Raw genomic sequence first — 16,334 nt, 5'->3', positions numbered from 1 at the left:
CATGAAATGTCCCGCCTTTTTGAACGCTTCCACCGCATCGAAGGTCAGCGGAGCCGCAGTTTCGAGGGGAGCGGCATTGGTCTCGCCCTGGTTCACGACCTCGTGCGGCTGCATGGCGGGACGATCGAAGCAAGCAGCGAACCCAGTGTCGGGACGGTCTTCACCGTCAAAATCCCTTTCCGGGTCGCGCAGATCTCGCAGAGCATAGGTGACGTATGAACAACGACACGCCCAAAATTCCACGTGCTCACGCCTTCGTCGAGGAGGCGTTGCGTTGGTTACCCAGCAAAACCGTGGAACCCGTCGAGACGCTTCCTCCGGCCAGTTGTTCTCCGCGCTCGAGCGTGTTGCTGGCCGAGGACAATGCGGACATGCGCGACTACGTCGAGGGATTGCTCAAGGAGGACTACGACGTTACCACCGTCGCGAACGGACTCTCAGCGCTTGATGCCATCCACCGGTTTCGACCGGACCTGGTGTTGGCGGACGTGATGATGCCTGGGCTGGACGGTCTCGAGCTTCTGACAGCGATCAGGGGTAACACAACCCTCAGGGACATTCCGGTGATCCTTCTCTCCGCGCGAGCGCGAGACGCGGACCGTGTCGAAGGGCTGGATCTCGGGGCTGACGACTACGTGACCAAACCGTTCTCGGCGCAGGAACTGCAGGCGCGCGTCCGTGCGAACCTGTCGCTCGCCCAGATGCGACGAGAGGCGTTCCTGGCGATGGTCGAGAGCGACGAGAAAATGCGCCGATTGAACGAGCTTCTCGAAGAGCGTATTCAGGCGGAAGTGCAGATCCACAAGGCCGCGCTCATGCGACTGGCCCAGGCCGAAAAAATGGCTGCGCTCGGCCAGCTGGCCGGCGGCATGGCGCACGACTTCAACAACATTCTCCAGGTCATCTCGGTCTATGCGGGCTTCATTCAGCAGAAAGCAGGTGATGTCCCGGCTGTCATACGCATGGCCCGGGTCATGGAGGAAGCGGCCCAACGTGGCCATTCGGTAACCCAACGCCTTCTCGCTTTTGCTCGCCAAGATGGATTGCAGCCCGAGCCGATCGACGTCCGAGCCTTGCTCGACGGGATGCGGGAGGTGATCACGCATACGCTCGGAGGACAGGTCAGCTTGGTCATTGACCTCGTGGAGGGGCTTCCCTCGGTGCTGGTCGACCGGAGTAAGTTGGAAACGGTGCTGATCAACATCGCGACCAACGCTGGCGATGCGATGCCCGACGGCGGGACCCTCACGTTCTCGGCGCGTCCTGAGCCTATGACCGACAGTGACATCCAGTCTGGCCGTCTCGCCGAGACCTATGTCCGCATCTCGGTTCACGACACGGGCGCAGGCATGGATGCGACCACGCTGGTTCGCGTCACGGAGCCCTTCTTCACGACGAAGCCAGTGGGGAAGGGCACCGGCCTGGGCCTCGCCATGGCGAACAGTTTTGCCGAACAGTCCGGTGGGGCTTTGACGATCATCAGCGCGCCTGGGGAGGGCACGACAGTGACACTGCTGCTTCCGTCGACAGGCGTTCGGGAGCTGGCAGTCGCGCCGACGCGCGACGAGGCCACGACCGCAATCAATGCCAGGAGATCGTCCATCCTGCTGGTCGATGACCAAGCGCTGGTGCGGAACGTCATTGCCGACCTGCTTGAGGATTCCGGCTATGATGTGATCCAGGCCGGTGATGCGGCGGAAGCACTCGATGTTCTCATGGCAGGCAAGACGGTTGACATCCTGGTGTCGGACCTTTCGATGCCAGGGCTCGACGGAATTTCTCTGATCCGCGCCGCGCAGGCCCAGAGGCCCGGTTTACCTGCGGTCCTGCTGACCGGCTATGTCGGCGATGCACCTTTGCTGACCCTCGGTGGCTCCTTCAGCCTTCTGCGTAAACCGGTCAACCGGAACCAGCTTGTTGATCAGGTGGAGGCGTTATTGGCCAAGGCCGATGCAGCTTGTGAAAAAAGCCTGGAACAATGATTTCAGTATCGACAAAACTTGCGCTGTTTAACGAACGCGTCCGGCGGGGCCTCTAGGCGATAGACAGATTATCCCGCAAGAAAAGGGTGTCTGGTGCCCTCGTCCCGAAGAATAGGTCCCTTGAAATGTTGGATTGGCATTGGCCGACTGATCAAATATCCCTGAGCCTGTGTGCAACCCAAATCAAGAAGCAAATCAAATTGTCCGGATGTCTCAACACCTTCGGCAACAATCTCCATTCCGAGGCTCTTACCCAAAAAAATAACCGCTTTGACAATTGCGATAGCCTCACAACTACCTATCATGTCCGTGATGAACGATCGGTCTATTTTGACTTTATCAAAGGGAAAATGGCGGAGATAACCAAGGCTGGAGAATCCTGTCCCGAAGTCATCCAGAACGACTTTCACTCCGAGCGCCTGAATGCGCTTCAACAGAGCCAAGGTTCCATTCGCGTCGTCGATCAAAACACCTTCGGTGATCTCCAGCTCAAGGCGAGTGGCATCAAGCCCACTATCCTCAAGCGCCCTTTCAATCACGCCCACCAGATCACCCTGCACGAACTGTAGTGGCGAAACGTTTACCGAAAGCCGAAGAGGCGGATCCCAATGAGCCGCATCAAGGCATGCATTTCTGAGAACCCGCTCGCCAAGCGCCGTGATGAGGCCACTGGCTTCCGCGACAGGTATGAAGTCTTGTGGCATCACCATGCCACGCGTTGGATGTCTCCAACGCGCGAGAGCTTCGAAGCCGATCACTTCACCCGACTGAATCACTACGAGAGGCTGATAATAGACCTCGATCCCAGTTCCGTCGGCCAGTGCGTCGCGCAAGTCTGCTTCGGTCGACCTTCTGTGCTTGAACCTGCGATCGAGTTCATCCGTGTAGATACACCAACATCCGCGGCCATCATCCTTGGCCTGGTAAAGGGCCACGTCCGCGCGGCGCTGCATTTCGATCTGCTCAACAGGTCCATGTTGCGTGAGCGCAACACCGATCGAGGCCGTTACTCGGACGTGGACGCCGGACAAAATAAAGACCTGTGACGCGGCTGCCAAGATGCGCTGGCAAACAGTCTCGATGCTTGATCCCTCAACTAAATTCGTCAAAACGATTGAGAACTCATCGCCCCCCAAACGTGCTACCGTGTCGGAGGCACGAACTACGCCTGTTAATCTTTGGGCGAATTGGATGATGAGTTCATCCCCAATAGGATGTCCGTGACTATCATTCACCTCTTTGAAGCGATCCAGATCGATATAAAGCAGAGCGCACCGGCTGGACCCCGTCGAAAAAACTTGTTCCATACACTCCTTGAAGAATGACCGGTTTGGAAGCCCGGTGAGAACATCGTGGGAGGCCAAGTACCGGCTGTGCGCTTCAGCCTCTCTGTATGCAGTGACGTCGGACACCACAGCGACAAGATGGCTTACGCCGTTCAGCACCACGAGTTGTTTACGGGTGATGACATGCCGTGTTGCGCCGAGCCCGTTGGTCACCTGCTCTTCACGTTCATCCATGACGCCGCTTTGAAACACGCGATCGTCCGCTTCATGGAAACCTTTCACCTGGTCGGCCGGAAAAAGATCCTCATCGCGGTTGGAAAGTAGTATCTCGCTTGATCGTCCGAGAAATTCGCACGCAGGCTTGTTCAAAAGAACGATGCGATTAGCACGATCTTTGACCACAACAGGATTTGGAATAACATCTACTAGCGCTTGGAGATCAGCCAAGCTGCCCGGGAACTGCATGCACAAGCTCACAATTATCGGTGGCTGCGCAGCGATGCCTCGCGTAAGGCTTCGTCCACAGAATATGACTTTAAACTCAAAAGACTAAGAACGCAAAAGTTTAAGAATTATGTGGTAGGTCCAGGTCATAACGCCAAGGCGGCATACTTACGGCCGCATCTGGCTGGGTGCGACGACCAATCCAAAAAAAACTCTCGTAGACCCTATGATTGCTGGGCCTGAAGGTGGCCCGTCATCCGATATGCGACGGTACGAGGGTTAAGCCGGCGTGCCGGCACAGAGTCTCACGCAGAGGAGACGGGCCACATGGACGATACCCGATTTATTGGCTTGAATGTTCACAAGGAACGGATCGCGATCGCGGTCGTCGAGAGAGCGGGCGGTCTGGCGCTGTCGAATACCTCGGCGAGATCGACAACGACCCTGATGCGATCCGGAAGTTGTGCGAGCGGCCCGGGGCGTCCGGGCAAGCCGTTGGCGTTTTGCACCGAGGCGGGACCCTGCGGTTACGGCGTTCATCGCCAACTCACGAGCCTGGGTCATCGCTGTGAGGTGGTTGCGCCGTCGCTTATTCCGATGAAGCCGGGCGATCGCGTGAAGACAGACCGCCGTGACGCCACCCTGTTGGCCCGCCTTCATCGCGCCGGAAAGCTGACGCCGATCTGGGTGCCTGACGCGGATCACTAGGCCATGCGAGACCTGGTCCGGCTCCGCAGCGTCGTCCGACAGGTCGTCACCCGGGCGCGTTAACATCTTCAAGGTGTCCTGCTGCGCCACGGCCGCAAGCACGGGCGGGGAACAGCCTGGCGCCTTGCTTACCGGCGATTGCAGCGCGACAATCAGGGTGCGAGGCTAGTTTGTCATGTCGCCTGACACAGCGTCGCGCCGTGTCCACTGCAACGGCATGGGGATGGGCTCCAAGCCGGTTGTGGAGACCCGCCGGTCCAACGGGCGGACAGGACTGTGACGGGATGAACGGCCTCAAGCTCCTATGAGGTCACATCCCGCTCGACCGGCAGGTGCTGCCTGGACTCGCCACCCTGTGCGGTGACGGTTTTCAGGTCGGTCGATAACCGCCGCCTACCTGCCGATTTGATCTGTCTCATGCAATCCGCGTCGGTGTGGATGATCTCGCGTGTGTCTCACCAATTATGCGCTCACTTCCAGAAAACGTGCGTGAGAAATGGCCCTTGATTGCGCGTCGGCCACATTTCGATTGCGGGCCGCTCCACATAGCGAGTGTCGCCAGCGAACCGTCCTTCAACCGGGCAGTTTCCGCGACCGTGTCTGGCGCGCGACACGCCGGTCGGCCTCGTTCCGCTTGACGAGCGCAGAGGCCAGATCGTCGTAGCTGACGCCACTCTTCTTGAGCGCACGCCGGGCATCGTCGATGTCGAAGCCCAGCAATTCGAGGACGCTCAGATTGAGGCTCGACGCGATCCGATCGAGCGTCTTGAGGGTCGGATTCCCGATCCCGCGCAGCACCTGATAGTAGGTGCCGCGCGCCAGTCCCGTCTTCGGCAGGAAGGCCTCCATCCCCCCATTCTCGATCTCGAGCTGCTGCAGCCGGATGGCGAGCATTTCGTTCAGGATGGAATTGTCGATGGGCTTGGGTTTTCGAACGGGCGGCATCAGTGGCGCAAGGCTGGAGTGGCACGCGACCCTACGTCGGCGTCGACATCTTGTATATTGAATGTCTGACTTTCGCGTGACCCCTTCCGGCAGTTGTCCGGTCGCGGGAGCGACCGCAGAGAAGCGGAGCAGCACCGGAGCCGTCCCGCGCTTCCAAATGGCGCGGTAGGGACGGCGGAGGCGCTTTGGTCAGGTGCGGTCTGGAGGTGGAAGACGGCCTGATCGCTTCAGGTGCTCATAGAGGATGCGATCGACGACGCGCAGCGGATGGGTCCGCTCCTCGGCCGCGATCTGGCGCAGAACAAGGTCGATGGCGTCGGGCAGGCGAAGCGCGTAGGGGCGCGACGAGGTGCGCTCCCCGTAACCTTCGAAGGGATTCCTGGCGGAAGCGGCCTTCGACTTCATGCGTTGTTTCGGGGGGGCGCCTTGGTCATGTTCCGATCCGCGCTGATCCGTGTCTACGAGATCCGTCTCCTTTTTGGGGTTCAGGTCGCCGTAGTCCGGCGTGACGACGACCGGTACGGCCGGTGCCGACGTGGCGCGCTGATGCCGAAACGTGTCCCGGGGCAGGGCAGGGCGCTCAGCCTTAGGATCCTCTGTCGTACCGCTCATGCCGTGGCCTCGGCCGTGGTCGTACCCTGGCTGGCCGCGAGGAGCTCGCGCACGACCTGGTCGGCATTGTAGCGTGCCTTGCGCACGGACTCGTCCTTGTCGCTCATCTGGTAGAGCGTCCCATGTCCGCTCGTCATGGTGCGGTAGGTCACGCGCCGGTAGAGCGCATTGGCACAGACCGGGATGCGTTCGCCATCGAGGTAGGCGACAACCTCGCGCAGCGGTCGCGTATTGCGGTCGAGGCTGTCATACTCGTTGAACAGGACCCTGTGCTGGATCATCGGAAGCTTCGCGTCTTCCGCGTGGCGCTCTAGGTTTCGGAGGGTGCGGACCACCTGCGACGCATCGAAGGTGTGGACCTTGCAGGGCAGGACCAGAAGGTCGGCACGCAGGGCCGACTGGATCAAGGCCTCGCCGTAATAGCCGGGCGTGTCGATGACGACCACGTCGTAGGCGTCGAGACGCTCGATGACTTTGTCCAAGGCCTTCTCGTCGGGTGCGCGGATGAGGTCGATACCGTTGGGGCTGACGCCGCGGGCGACCGAGGAGGCGTGCCATTGGTAGGATGACCCTTGCGGGTCGGCATCGACGATGGCGACGGAATATCCGTGTTTGGCGAACTCACCGGAGAGGATGATGGCGACGGTCGCCTTGCCACTCCCGCCCTTGGGGTTGGCGACCGCGAATATACTCGGCATGAGGGGTTCTCGGGTGAAGGCCGGACTCAGTGATCCGTGGAACTCGCACATACATTATATTAGATGTGAGGTAATGCCAAAGGAATGGAATACGGCGTTTCGTTGCACGTGCGTTGCCGCATCACGGGAGTGCCGGAAAGCGCCACTGCCCGATGTCGATAGTGACGGAAGAGTGGACGCCCGCACTGCGGGATTTCGATGATGCGGTGTCTCGGTGATGCATGATGTGTGGATCGCGCGAATGCGGACAACCTGCAATTCCGTAGATCGCGAAGCGTGGAAGGAGCAAATGCCCGAATGCGGTATTCCGGTGGTGCGGGAATGTTCGACTGCAGTGCCGTGAAGCGCTTCGCGCAATGCGGCCATGGCTTTTGATCGGTCTGGTTCCGTAGGCTGAGGAGCTCCTACTTTCCCAGGCTTCCTGTAAGTCTATTGTAGTGTATATTATTTGACAACATACCGGTTTGTGGGCCAAACCCTGGGCGGCTGCTCAACGCAGCCGAGGCGCTTTGCGCCAAGATGGCCGACCTCAGGTCGGATTACGGCAATGTGGTGCCGAGAAGGGGAGGCGAGGTGGTGGGCACGGCTGACACTCCCCGACGCAAACCGCGACTTCGCACCGAGCTCTCGGAAGCGGATGAGCTGCGTCTGCAGCAGGCCGTGGCCCTGTTCGGCCTGCCGAAGGCCGAGGTCGTGCGGCGTCTGATCCGGGCGTCGGTGCAGGCCGGACCGGCGCTATCGGCCGAGAACACGCAGGCGGTCATCCTGCTCGCGGGGCAGGTCCGGATGGTCGGCCGCAATCTCATGCAGGTGCTGAAAGCGATCCATCGCGGGCAGGCCGTACGCATTGAAGACACGGAACCGGTGTGGCGCGGGCTCCATCAGATGGTGGTGGCGATCGACGACGAGCTGACCGAAATGACCGTCGCCTATGGATCGAAGCTGCGCCGTGCGGCAGGCCTTTCCGTCCCGGCTGAGCCGGAGCAGGACGGGCTCGCGTCGTGAGTCGTTCGGATCGGATCGATTGGTGGTTGGCAGAGACCCAGTCCGCCGTGCGAACTGTCGCGGCGGCGCGTGAAGCCCGGCGCCCCAGTGCCCTCGAAGAGGAGCATCGATCGCGGGCAGGGCGGGTCGAGGTCGCGCGGTCTCAACCCTCTTCGCATCGCGTGCTGCGCGGTACGACCATCACGGGCGGCGTGGATGAAGAGCGACGTCGGTCTCTGCCGCTGTCAAAGGGAGGCGGCGGAGCGGCTCGGGCAGGGCTCGGTGGTCCCGCGCTACGCGATCTGCCCGTGGAAGGAGGGTTCTCCGGCGGTGCAGGGCAGGGTGGGGCGCTCGGCCGGGCCCGCAAGCTCGCAGCAGGGTATCAGCCCGCGGTGATCAAGGTCGTGTCCTATGCCCGCGGCGTCGCGCGGGCGACCGCAACCGGCCAGTACATCCAGCGCGAAGAGGTCGCGCTTGAAACCCATGACGGGCGGATGCTCGAGGACCGGGAGGCGGTCGCCGAGGAGATGAAGGCCTGGTCGACCGGTTTCGCCAAACGCGCCGAAAGTCAGGACGTCGTCGCGCTGCGGCTCAGGCTCGCGGGAGCCCGCGATACGCTTGAGGGTCGTGAGTTGATGGGCACGGCTCTCGCGGCCGGGTTCAGCGGACATCGCTATGCGGCCCGCATCGACGTCATGCCATCAGGGGAGCTCGAAGCCTGTGCCGTCGTGGCCATGGCGGGAGGCGGCAAGGAACGGTTTCGGGTTCGGGAAGAGCGTGTTGAGGATGACGAGGCCAGCACCATGCGGCGGCGCTTTGACATGGCCTCGACCGCAGCCATCACGACACGGATCGAGGCGGCGACGGGGCAGGGGGCTGACGCCGTCGTCCTCACGCCCGGGGGAACGAGCCACGGACGCGATGGCGTAACCTACCGGCTGAACAAGCTGGTCGAGTCGGGAGCAGCGATCGACGACCGCGGGAGGCCGGTCGCGAATGTCGCCGACACGCGATCCGCGGCACGGGAGTGGGGTCGGTCACTGCGGTCGCAATCCTCGCGCGACACCATGCACCTGATCATTTCTGCAAAGGCGGGGACGGATGTCGCCGCGCTCACCTCCGCCGCACGGGCGTTCCTGCACGACCGCTTTGCGGACCACAAGTTCATGTTCGGTGTGCACACCGATAAGGAAGCCGACGGGCATATCCATGCCCATGCGGTCGTCACCGTGAAGAACGAAGCGGGTCAAAAGATCCACCCCAGTCGGGACACCTTCCGGGACTGGCGAGAGGCCTATGCCGAACACGCCCAGGAGCAAGGGTTGAAGATCGTCGCGACTTCGGCCCGGGAGCGGGCTTCGTCACAGAGCTACGGGCCGCGCGACAAGGCCATCGTCGATGTTGCGGAGCGACCGCGACCGGCCCGGGAAGCGCGCGATCGGGGATACGCGTCGCACCCCGACAACCGGCGCTTGATCGAGAATGCACGGCACCGCATCAGCACCGCTCGCGACAATCCGATTCGGCTGCCGGCGTCTGAGGCGGCGCGGCAGGCTGTCGACGAGGGCGTCGCGTCGTGGCGCGCGGTCGTCCGGGAGCAACCCGACAATGACGTCGCCGAGGGAATGCTGGCACGTCTCACCATGGCGCAGACGGTCGGCGCCATCCTGCACAAGATCGGCACAAGGGTGGATCACCTCATGAAGGAGCGAAACGACATGGCGATCACGTCGGAGAAGATGGTGAAGGACCTGCGCCTGATGAACGAGGCGGTGTCCCGAACCAGCGACCTGTTGGAAGGCCAGACCAAGCGGCAGTTCCAGGAGGCGTCCGCTCGATATCTGGAGACGCTCGCCAATCGAGTCGACCTGCAACGTTTGCAGGAGAGCGGTGTGGAAACGATGACGCGCGCGGAGATCCAGGCGATCGCCGGCCCGAATGCCGACCGGCTCATCGCTCATGCCCAGCAGATCCAGGGTCGGGAGATCCGCGAGGCGGCAACCGCCGAGCGGCTTACCGACCGGACGGTCGAGACCGAACGTCGGCAAGAGGCGAGGGCAGGGGCCGATCCTGACTCGGTCCACGAACTGCGGGCCGAGCGGGCGATGGTGTCGGCCTCAGAGCAGTCGGCGGCACGCGAAAGCCGCGAGGCTGTGGCCGCGTCGGATGTCGTCCGGGCACTTACAACTCATCCGGGGCGGCCGTTGCCTGTGGACCTTGGGCAGACCGAAGCTCTTGCCAAGCTTCGTGCCGAGCAGGAGCGGGTTATCCAGGAGATCGAGGCGGAAGCTGCGGACCCGGAGTCTGCAAAACCACAACGCATGTCTTGACCGGCGTAAAAGCCGATCGGGCGGAAAACCTCCCGACCAGGATGGCCATCGCGTTCAGATCGTTTCCGCTATCAAGCGGGGGCATCCGCCCGTCCCGGCGCCAATGATTGGTCCTACCTACAGCACCGATCCCGGTTTGGGTGGGCGTCTCGAGGCAATGACCGTGCCGGACAAGACGAGCCGCCCGTCAGGCAGGCTCAACTCCTGCAGGCCGGAAAGGAGCGCCTCGGCGTCCAGTTCGGCGGCTTGCGCAACAAGCAGCTTCCGGGCACCGGCGCGCTGCACATCGCTTAAGGGATCGTTGATATTGTCGGGCTCGCGAAGCGGGGCGGATCACCGAGCGCGTGGTTGCGGTCTATGAGGCGGGCTAGTCGGGGTTCTGGCTTGCGCGATGGCTCGAACGTCGCGGGATTGAATTCCATGTGATCCAGCCGGCAAGCGTTCCGGTCGATCGGCGCACGCGCCGGGCCAAGTCCGACGGCATCGACGCCGAATTGCTCCTGCGGACGCTGCTGGCGTGGCTTCGTGGCGAGCCACGCGTATGTTCGATGGCTCCGGTTCCGGCTGAAGCCGATGACGACGCGCGTCGGTTCATTCGCGAGCGAACCGAACTCGTCGCGGAGCGGGTCAGCCTCGTCAATTGCATCGGTGCCGTTTTAGCCACTTTAGCACCATGGAACGGACGGCAGAGCTTCCAAGACATACCTGACGACTTCCAGGCCGTCCGTGGTGCCCTCAAGCTTGAGATCCGTGAAGATGCAGGCCACCTGATCGAGGTTGTCGCGCACGAATTCGATGGCCTCCTCGCCCGGCGCGAAGGCCTGAACAGCCAAGCCTGCAAGTTCGAAGAGTTCACTCGCCTGCATCCGCAGCACGGTGTCATCTTCGATCACTGCGACAATTCGTTCGCTCATTGCCCCTCCCGATGAGTGTGAGAGGTAGAGCAGCCCCCGCCGAAAAGCAGGTCTGGCTGAGAGGGAATACCTGCACGCGCCTCTCGATGGCGCCCGACAACCATGGCGTAAAAGGCTAAACCATGACCACCGCAACCACATCCGAAACCGCCACGGCATTGACGGTCTCAGCTGCCGCTTCAGCCCCCTCCCTCACCGACCAAATCCACGCCATCAGGCAGGTCCAGCTAACCTACGCCGGCAAGATCGGAACCCAGTGCTTCGGCTTCACGTCAAAGGGCACCGCGATCGTCGTGAGCGACCTCGCCTTGAACACGGAGATCCTAGCCGGGCTCGACATCGCGCGCGGGCTGCTTGAACAGAGCGTGGCGGCGGCAATCTGAGGCCGACGGGACCCTTGAACGGCAGGCGTTGCTGGCGATGCTCCACTACTGATCGAAGGGCATCGTGGCGGTCTCAAGCAGCCGCAAAGTGGATCGTGGAGGTGATAGCCGCTGCAGGCGCCGTGAGCGTGCCGTCGTCCCCCCGCACCACGAGGCCTATCTCTTCGAGCGCGATGATGTCAGCGTGCACATTCTTCACATCACGTCCGAGCGATCGCGCAAGAGCGCGCACGCCAGCCGCCGGTGTGGCGTGCAGCGCGCGGAGCATCTCGTACCGCTTGGGGGTGAGTACGCTGCAGAGCGCATCCCAATCCTGAAACACGATCTTGCGCGAGATATCGACGGGCTTGCCGGCCACCGCCGCTTTCCAGCGGGCGCCGACATCAGCCGTGAACGACCGGAGATCGCCCCCGACTTCGATCGTCGTCTTAGCTTCGTCCATTGCGCTGCCTCCATTGCTCGATTGCTGCTGCGAAATCATTCAGGAGCACGTCCACGGATTGGAAGGTGTAAGGCCGCTCTTCTCCTCCAGCGTGCTGGTGGTCGCCTTTGCCGCGCTCGTTGTCGAAGCCGATCACTCGTACGCCGTTCACGATGTAGACGAGCCGATACTTGAAGTCGTGCTGCGACTGAGGGACTGGCGAAGGAACTTTCCAGACCTTGAACTCGGCGAAGGTCTTGTCGGCGTAGACAAAGCGGTCGGCAATTATCAGGGCGGCCTTCATGTTGGTAAATTATGCCAACAGTGCCGTTGGTGTCAAGCGCCAGCACAGCACCAAGAGCCCAGCCATGCCCTCTTTCGCGACGAATTTCGCTACGGGCAGCTTTGCGCTGCTCACCTTCGATAGGGCAGCTAATCCAGATGGGTGCGTCCACGAGATCCGTGACGGCGCTCTTCGGCTGGCGGTCCGGCGCGGCGCCTACGAGGCGGCCATTCGCGGCGAACCGGACCGTTCCGATCGCTGTGAGGTCCGCGAGCCCGGCAAGGTGCCGCTGGCCGTCTGGGTGCGCCACACCTTCACGCTGCGGATCCTGGCCGACTTCCCGCGCACCACGCTCCGCTTCGTGGCCGCGCAGCTGAAGCTGAATGGCGGCGGGTCGCCCATCTTTGCCCTCAGAGTTACCCAAGGACGCCTCTTCGCCGACTGGCGGCTTTCCAGCCTGTCGGTGGAGCACTATGACCGCCTACCGGCCTGTGCGGCAGCCTGGACGCGCTTTGATCTGATCTCGGGCAGGACGGAGCCGAGCTATTCGTCAACGGGGCCCGCATTACGCGGTTGCGAGCCGATGTTGGGGCGCCCGAGCTGACGCGTTACCTGAAGATAGGTCCGTATCGGGACAAGGATGCGGGTTGGGGTGAGGGGCCGGCGGCGGTCGAGGTGATGAACCTGACGCGAGCCATTTAAAGCGAGTCGACCTCGTCCTCGACCTCCTCGTCCTTGCCGACGATCAGACCGACATCGTTGGCCATGACAGCAAAGAGTGGGCCGGCCTGGATCAGGATGAGCGGCCTATACGCTGGGTGGTTGCCTGCAACTGTCGCGATCTCGCCGGGGGAAGTGACCGTTTCGGTCATCAGCCGCCTGAGATCCAGGAATTCGTCTTCGTCCATGTCTTTGCGCTGCACCGGCACCTCTCCACGCCTCTAACGGCCTGACTGCAACGCGTCACGGCCCTGGCAGGTCCCTCAATGTTGAAAACCGCTCTCCTGGTCGTGGCAGCTTGCGCCACGTGGCTGATGCTCGCCCTGAACTTCCACACTTGGCCGTGAGATCAGTCAGCCGAGTTGCACGCCGAGGTCCGCCAGCTTTCGGATGATCTCTCTCTGACGCGCGGTATTCGCGCTCAGCGCGCCTGCGCCCTGAACGTTCGAGGCCTGCTCTCGCAAGCGTCCGAGTTCGTCCTTCAGCGCCTTGATCTCGTCCTCGTGACTCATCGCCGGGCTCCTCGAGCTACGCGCCGACCATAGCACCTGCCGTCCTTCGGAGGCGGCTCTTTTCCCGGAGCTCGTCAAGACCACCGAAGCCGAATTCCGCACGTCCGTGCTGCCGTTCACGTTGCGCTACGAGGGCGGCCTATCCTTGGTGAAAGCGGATCCGGGCAATTGGTCCGGCGGCGCCGTCGGCAAAGGCGAGTTGCGCGGCACCAAATACGGGATCGCGGCCGCCAGCCACCCCCATCTCGACATCCGCAACCTGACGCTCGCGCAGGCGTCCGACATCTACTGGGCCGAATACTGCCGCGCGCCGGGGTTCGACCGACTGCCGCTGCCGCTCTGCCAGGTCGTGTTCGACGCCGGCGTGATGAGCGGGCCGGCACGAGCTGCGGCCTGGCTCGCCGACACCCGGCGCGAGGCAGCGGTCACCGGCCAGATTGCTGCCGTTTCGGCCGAGCGCCTCGCCTTCTGCAAGTCGAGGAAGACATGGCGGAGCTTCGGCGCAGGCTGGGGTGCGCGGATCGCCGCCTGCGAGAAACGCGGCCTGCTGCTCGCCGCAGCCGCGCCCGTCGCTCTCCCGGTCCACGCCTCGGCCGCAAGCCGCTCTGCTCACCCCCTTGCCCCCAAGCCCGCCTCGCAGCCGCAAGCCGGCCAAGACCAAGGAAGCGATGCTCACGGGCGCTGAGGCGGCCCTCGATCTTGTCGCACTGTTCTTCCCGCCAGCCATCGTCCTCGAAGACGTTCTGAAGCTGATCGGCGCCCTCATCGTACTGCGCGACGCCGGGCTCGTCCGAAGCGGCCAACGTGACGTTCCATGCGTCGTCGGGGCCATTGCTATTCAGCTGAAAGACGGTCGGATCACCGGGTTGCGAGCGCCCGAGGTTTCACTGAAGCCCGAAACGATCGGGGCCGTCGCACTGCGGTCTCGCAGGCCTGAAGGTCTCGGGCGAGGGCAAGGACCCGGGAGGCTTGCACGGATCTCAGATCGAGGCGATCGCTCAGACCATGGCGAGCAAAGATGCCGAGCGTTGCGGCTGTTCGCATCCAACTGACCATGGACCATTCAGCGAAACCGCGGACCTGGATTGAGGATTCGGCAAGAACGCGCATGTCGGAATGCCGTGGATCCTGGCGAATGCGATCGAGCAAGGCTGCAACGCCACTGCCGGGACCCTCGAGAGCTTGGTAGAAGAGCTGGCCATCGTTGATCAGGAATCCTGTGATGGATCGTTCGGCATTGCGCCGGTATGAGACCGCCTGGATTGCGCTCAGCATGGTGAGCTGGTCTCCCAGCGGGACGGCGCTTCTGCTGGCATAGACGACCTGGATCACACCGGACCTCGTGGAACCTTCGCTGTGGTGCCTTCTCAACGACGCGAAGCGCCACAGGTTCTCCCCGCCGTGTTTGGATCGATGGGCATGCTCTACAAGGGCTTAAGTGGATTCGACAGATGCCGCTGTAGCGCGACGATCGGGATGAGAGAGCGGCCTGCCCGGTCCGCGTTTACGATCGAGGGCGACACGGCGCCGGTAGCTCTCGACGTTCATTTCGAAAATGGTGGCGTGGTGGACGAGCCGATCGACGGCGGCGAGCGTCATGGCGGGATCGGGAAAGACCTTGCCCCAATCGCCGAAGGGTTGATTAGCGGTGATGAGCATGGATCTTCGCTCGTAGCGGGCGCTGATCAGCTCGAACAGCACGCTCGTTTCAGCCTGATCCTTGGTGACGTAGGCGAGATCGTCGAGGATCAGCAGATCGAAGCGGTCGAGCCGGGCGATGGCGGCTTCGAGGGCAAGTTCGCGTCGAGCGACTTGCAGCTTCTGGACGAGATCGGTGGTGCGGGTGAAGAGGACCTTCCACCCGTTCTCGATCAGGGCGAGGCCGAGGGCTGCGGCCAGCTGGCTCTTGCCTCCGCTGGGTGGGCCGAACAGCAGCAGGTTGGCGCCGGTGGAGAGCCAAGCATCGCCTGCGGCGACCGCCATGACCTGGGCTTTCGAGACCATGGGCACGGCGTCGAAGTCGAAGGTGTCGAGGCTCTTGCCGGGCGGCAGGCGTGCTTCGGTGAGGTGACGCTCCATACGCCGCCGATCCCGCTCGGCGAGTTCATGCTCGGCGAGGGCGGCAAGGAAGCGGGCCGCCGGCCAGCCCTCCTTGTCGGCGCGCGCGGCGAACTCCGGCCACACGGTCTTGATGGTCGGCAGGCGCAGGTCATTGAGCATGACCCCGAGCCGGGCGGTGTCGACGGCGGTCGTCGCCGGAGCGGTCATGCTGCGTCTCCCAGCAGGCTCTCATAGCTGGCCAGGGACGCCAGATGGACCGTCACATGAGGAATGCCGGCGGGGTCGGGCGCGAAGCGCGCGCGCAGCGCCACCATGTCCGGCAGGGTGCCTCTCCTCAGGTCGGCGGCGAGGCGGTCGGCCAGCTCGGCCTCACAGCCACGATCATGCGCAAGGGCCAGGAGATCCACGGCGATGCGACAGGCCTGTCGTTCGGGCATGGCTTCCCGAAGAGCCTCGAACGCGAGCCGGTAGGCTTCGCGCGGGAATAGCTGGTCCCGGTAGACGAGGCCGAGCAGCGCCATCGGCTTGCGCCGCAGGGCGTGGATGACGTGATGGTAGTTCACGACTTGGTCGTGTCGCCCGCTCGGAAGAGATCGGCCACGAGGGAGGGTCAGTAAGGGCGTGCCGCCGACGAAGACCTCGAGCCGGTCGTCATAGAGGCGAACCCGCAGCCGGTGGCCGATCAGGCGCGAGGGCACCGTGTAGAACACCTTGCGCAGGCGGAAGCCGCCGGCCGAGGTGACCCGCACGGCCACGTCCTCGTAGTCGCAGGTTCGGCGATCCGGAAGGCTCTGGAGGGTGGCACGCTCGCTCTCGATGCGCTTGGCGTTGCGGGCATTGCGCTGCGAGACGAGGGTGTCGATGAAGGCCCGATAGGCGACAAGATCGGGGAAGTCGGAGGAGGCGCGCATGAGGAGCGCATCGGCGATGGCGCGCTTCAGGTGGCCATGCGCGCTCTCAATGGCGCCGTTCTCGTGGGCGATGCCGGCATTGTTGCGGGTTGGTATCATTCGATAACGCGTGCAGAGCGCGTCGTAGCGCCGGGTCAGGG

The 16,334-nt window shown here is 62.9% G+C and carries 19 protein-coding genes and 3 pseudogenes; 9 read left to right on the top strand and 13 right to left on the bottom strand.

The features are described 5' to 3' along the window. Positions 1-219, top strand: a 219-nt coding sequence (locus tag M8523_RS31160; protein WP_282588739.1) for an ATP-binding protein, incomplete at its 5' end; no start/stop codon positions are given. Further along, positions 216-1,982, top strand: coding sequence for a response regulator (locus tag M8523_RS31155; RefSeq protein WP_282588738.1), 1,767 nt, complete (start codon positions 216-218; stop codon positions 1,980-1,982). The genes M8523_RS31160 and M8523_RS31155, both read left to right, overlap by 4 nt. Before the next feature lie 68 nt (positions 1,983-2,050). Here M8523_RS31155 and M8523_RS31150 read toward each other — a convergent pair whose 3' ends face one another. Continuing rightward, positions 2,051-3,733 carry a putative bifunctional diguanylate cyclase/phosphodiesterase gene (locus M8523_RS31150; RefSeq protein ID WP_282588737.1) on the bottom strand — a complete coding sequence of 561 codons (1,683 nt, stop codon included), beginning with the start codon at positions 3,731-3,733 and terminating at the stop codon, positions 2,051-2,053. Positions 3,734-4,039: 306 nt separating this feature from the next. Here M8523_RS31150 and M8523_RS31145 point away from each other — a divergent pair, with 306 nt between their 5' ends. Then, on the top strand, positions 4,040-4,420 hold the full coding sequence (locus M8523_RS31145; protein ID WP_282588736.1) for a hypothetical protein: 381 nt from the start codon (positions 4,040-4,042) through the stop codon (positions 4,418-4,420). A 573-nt stretch (positions 4,421-4,993) separates the two neighbouring features. Here the strand turns inward: M8523_RS31145 and M8523_RS31140 are convergent. From M8523_RS31140 to M8523_RS31130, 3 genes are all read right to left on the bottom strand, one after another. Beyond that, positions 4,994-5,365 (bottom strand): helix-turn-helix domain-containing protein, encoded by a 372-nt coding sequence (locus M8523_RS31140; RefSeq protein ID WP_282588735.1) that lies wholly within the window; start codon positions 5,363-5,365, stop codon positions 4,994-4,996. 189 nt (positions 5,366-5,554) lie between these two features. Next, positions 5,555-5,977: a hypothetical protein gene (locus M8523_RS31135; RefSeq protein ID WP_282588734.1), complete on the bottom strand. Its 423-nt coding sequence runs from the start codon at positions 5,975-5,977 to the stop codon at positions 5,555-5,557. After that, entirely contained in the window at positions 5,974-6,675 is a 702-nt protein-coding gene (locus M8523_RS31130; protein WP_282588733.1) for a ParA family protein, read from the bottom strand. The genes M8523_RS31135 and M8523_RS31130 overlap by 4 nt, the downstream gene beginning before the upstream one ends. 519 nt (positions 6,676-7,194) lie before the next feature. Here M8523_RS31130 and M8523_RS31125 point away from each other — a divergent pair. Both M8523_RS31125 and M8523_RS31120 read left to right on the top strand, forming a co-directional pair. Then, positions 7,195-7,680: a hypothetical protein gene (locus M8523_RS31125; RefSeq protein ID WP_282588732.1), complete on the top strand. Its 486-nt coding sequence runs from the start codon at positions 7,195-7,197 to the stop codon at positions 7,678-7,680. After that, a complete protein-coding gene (locus M8523_RS31120; protein WP_282588731.1) occupies positions 7,677-9,989 on the top strand; it encodes a relaxase/mobilization nuclease domain-containing protein in 2,313 nt (770 codons plus the stop codon). Before M8523_RS31125 ends, M8523_RS31120 begins: the two co-directional genes overlap by 4 nt. Positions 9,990-10,107: 118 nt before the next feature. On the opposite strand, the pseudogene M8523_RS36950 reads toward M8523_RS31120, so the two are convergent. Then, positions 10,108-10,295, bottom strand: a pseudogene (locus M8523_RS36950) (IS256 family transposase); the annotation flags it as partial. Between the two features lie 5 nt (positions 10,296-10,300). Here M8523_RS36950 and M8523_RS31115 point away from each other — a divergent pair. Then, positions 10,301-10,661: pseudogene (locus tag M8523_RS31115) on the top strand (IS110 family transposase); the annotation flags it as partial. Here M8523_RS31115 and M8523_RS31110 read toward each other — a convergent pair. Next, complete coding sequence (locus tag M8523_RS31110) at positions 10,655-10,903, bottom strand: response regulator (protein ID WP_282588730.1); 249 nt, start codon at positions 10,901-10,903, stop codon at positions 10,655-10,657. The pseudogene M8523_RS31115 and the gene M8523_RS31110 sit on opposite strands and share 7 nt — an antisense overlap. A 122-nt stretch (positions 10,904-11,025) precedes the next feature. On the opposite strand from M8523_RS31110, the gene M8523_RS31105 reads away from it, so the two are divergent. Beyond that, the gene (locus M8523_RS31105) at positions 11,026-11,286 is read left to right on the top strand and encodes a hypothetical protein (RefSeq protein WP_282588729.1); all 261 of its coding nucleotides are present in this window, start codon (positions 11,026-11,028) and stop codon (positions 11,284-11,286) included. A gap of 73 nt (positions 11,287-11,359) precedes the next feature. On the opposite strand, the gene M8523_RS31100 is transcribed toward M8523_RS31105, so the two are convergent. Next, positions 11,360-11,728, bottom strand: coding sequence for an HVO_A0114 family putative DNA-binding protein (locus tag M8523_RS31100; protein ID WP_282588728.1), 369 nt, complete (start codon positions 11,726-11,728; stop codon positions 11,360-11,362). Next, positions 11,715-12,011 carry a toxin-antitoxin system TumE family protein gene (locus tag M8523_RS31095; RefSeq protein WP_282588727.1) on the bottom strand — a complete coding sequence of 99 codons (297 nt, stop codon included), beginning with the start codon at positions 12,009-12,011 and terminating at the stop codon, positions 11,715-11,717. Before M8523_RS31095 ends, M8523_RS31100 begins: the two co-directional genes overlap by 14 nt. 64 nt (positions 12,012-12,075) lie before the next feature. Between M8523_RS31095 and M8523_RS31090 the strand changes: the two genes are divergently transcribed. After that, entirely contained in the window at positions 12,076-12,594 is a 519-nt protein-coding gene (locus M8523_RS31090; protein WP_282588726.1) for a hypothetical protein, read from the top strand. Positions 12,595-12,688: 94 nt separating this feature from the next. Here the strand turns inward: M8523_RS31090 and M8523_RS31085 are convergent, their stop codons facing one another. Both M8523_RS31085 and M8523_RS31080 read right to left on the bottom strand, forming a co-directional pair. Further along, positions 12,689-12,913, bottom strand: a complete 225-nt coding sequence (locus M8523_RS31085) for a hypothetical protein (protein WP_282588725.1) — start codon at positions 12,911-12,913, stop codon at positions 12,689-12,691. A gap of 150 nt (positions 12,914-13,063) precedes the next feature. Beyond that, entirely contained in the window at positions 13,064-13,222 is a 159-nt protein-coding gene (locus tag M8523_RS31080; RefSeq protein WP_282588724.1) for a hypothetical protein, read from the bottom strand. Between the two features lie 106 nt (positions 13,223-13,328). Between M8523_RS31080 and M8523_RS31075 the strand changes: the two genes are divergently transcribed. After that, entirely contained in the window at positions 13,329-13,907 is a 579-nt protein-coding gene (locus M8523_RS31075; RefSeq protein ID WP_282588723.1) for a glycosyl hydrolase 108 family protein, read from the top strand. A 173-nt stretch (positions 13,908-14,080) separates the two neighbouring features. Here M8523_RS31075 and M8523_RS31070 read toward each other — a convergent pair whose 3' ends face one another. The 3 genes and pseudogenes from M8523_RS31070 to M8523_RS31060 form a co-directional block, all read right to left on the bottom strand. Further along, positions 14,081-14,554, bottom strand: coding sequence for a BLUF domain-containing protein (locus M8523_RS31070; protein ID WP_282588722.1), 474 nt, complete (start codon positions 14,552-14,554; stop codon positions 14,081-14,083). A 102-nt stretch (positions 14,555-14,656) separates the two neighbouring features. Continuing rightward, positions 14,657-15,490, bottom strand: a complete 834-nt coding sequence (gene istB, locus M8523_RS31065) for an IS21-like element helper ATPase IstB (RefSeq protein ID WP_282588721.1) — start codon at positions 15,488-15,490, stop codon at positions 14,657-14,659. Further along, positions 15,487-16,332 (bottom strand): annotated as a pseudogene (locus M8523_RS31060) (Mu transposase domain-containing protein); the annotation flags it as partial. The pseudogene M8523_RS31060 and the gene istB, both read right to left, overlap by 4 nt. Between the last annotated feature and the right edge of the window lie 2 nt (positions 16,333-16,334).

It is taken from the genome of Lichenifustis flavocetrariae (assembly GCF_026130545.1).
Classification (GTDB): Bacteria; Pseudomonadota; Alphaproteobacteria; order Rhizobiales; family Beijerinckiaceae; genus Lichenihabitans; species Lichenihabitans flavocetrariae.
The sequence above is the reverse complement of the archived record's forward strand: the minus strand, read 5'-3'. Positions and strand labels throughout refer to the sequence as shown.

What these genes read in the sequence shown, in the direction of transcription:
- M8523_RS31125 (WP_282588732.1), top strand. Translation starts at nt 7,195, where the DNA reads ATGGCCGACCTCAGGTCGGATTACGGCAATGTGGTGCCGAGAAGGGGA.
- M8523_RS31090 (WP_282588726.1), top strand. Translation starts at nt 12,076, where the DNA reads ATGCCCTCTTTCGCGACGAATTTCGCTACGGGCAGCTTTGCGCTGCTC.
- M8523_RS31130 (WP_282588733.1), bottom strand. Translation starts at nt 6,675, where the DNA reads ATGCCGAGTATATTCGCGGTCGCCAACCCCAAGGGCGGGAGTGGCAAG.
- M8523_RS31095 (WP_282588727.1), bottom strand. Translation starts at nt 12,011, where the DNA reads ATGAAGGCCGCCCTGATAATTGCCGACCGCTTTGTCTACGCCGACAAG.
- M8523_RS31135 (WP_282588734.1), bottom strand. Translation starts at nt 5,977, where the DNA reads ATGAGCGGTACGACAGAGGATCCTAAGGCTGAGCGCCCTGCCCTGCCC.
- M8523_RS31110 (WP_282588730.1), bottom strand. Translation starts at nt 10,903, where the DNA reads ATGAGCGAACGAATTGTCGCAGTGATCGAAGATGACACCGTGCTGCGG.
- M8523_RS31105 (WP_282588729.1), top strand. Translation starts at nt 11,026, where the DNA reads ATGACCACCGCAACCACATCCGAAACCGCCACGGCATTGACGGTCTCA.
- M8523_RS31080 (WP_282588724.1), bottom strand. Translation starts at nt 13,222, where the DNA reads ATGAGTCACGAGGACGAGATCAAGGCGCTGAAGGACGAACTCGGACGC.
- M8523_RS31150 (WP_282588737.1), bottom strand. Translation starts at nt 3,733, where the DNA reads ATGCAGTTCCCGGGCAGCTTGGCTGATCTCCAAGCGCTAGTAGATGTT.
- M8523_RS31140 (WP_282588735.1), bottom strand. Translation starts at nt 5,365, where the DNA reads ATGCCGCCCGTTCGAAAACCCAAGCCCATCGACAATTCCATCCTGAAC.
- istB (WP_282588721.1), bottom strand. Translation starts at nt 15,490, where the DNA reads ATGACCGCTCCGGCGACGACCGCCGTCGACACCGCCCGGCTCGGGGTC.
- M8523_RS31145 (WP_282588736.1), top strand. Translation starts at nt 4,040, where the DNA reads ATGGACGATACCCGATTTATTGGCTTGAATGTTCACAAGGAACGGATC.
- M8523_RS31155 (WP_282588738.1), top strand. Translation starts at nt 216, where the DNA reads ATGAACAACGACACGCCCAAAATTCCACGTGCTCACGCCTTCGTCGAG.
- M8523_RS31100 (WP_282588728.1), bottom strand. Translation starts at nt 11,728, where the DNA reads ATGGACGAAGCTAAGACGACGATCGAAGTCGGGGGCGATCTCCGGTCG.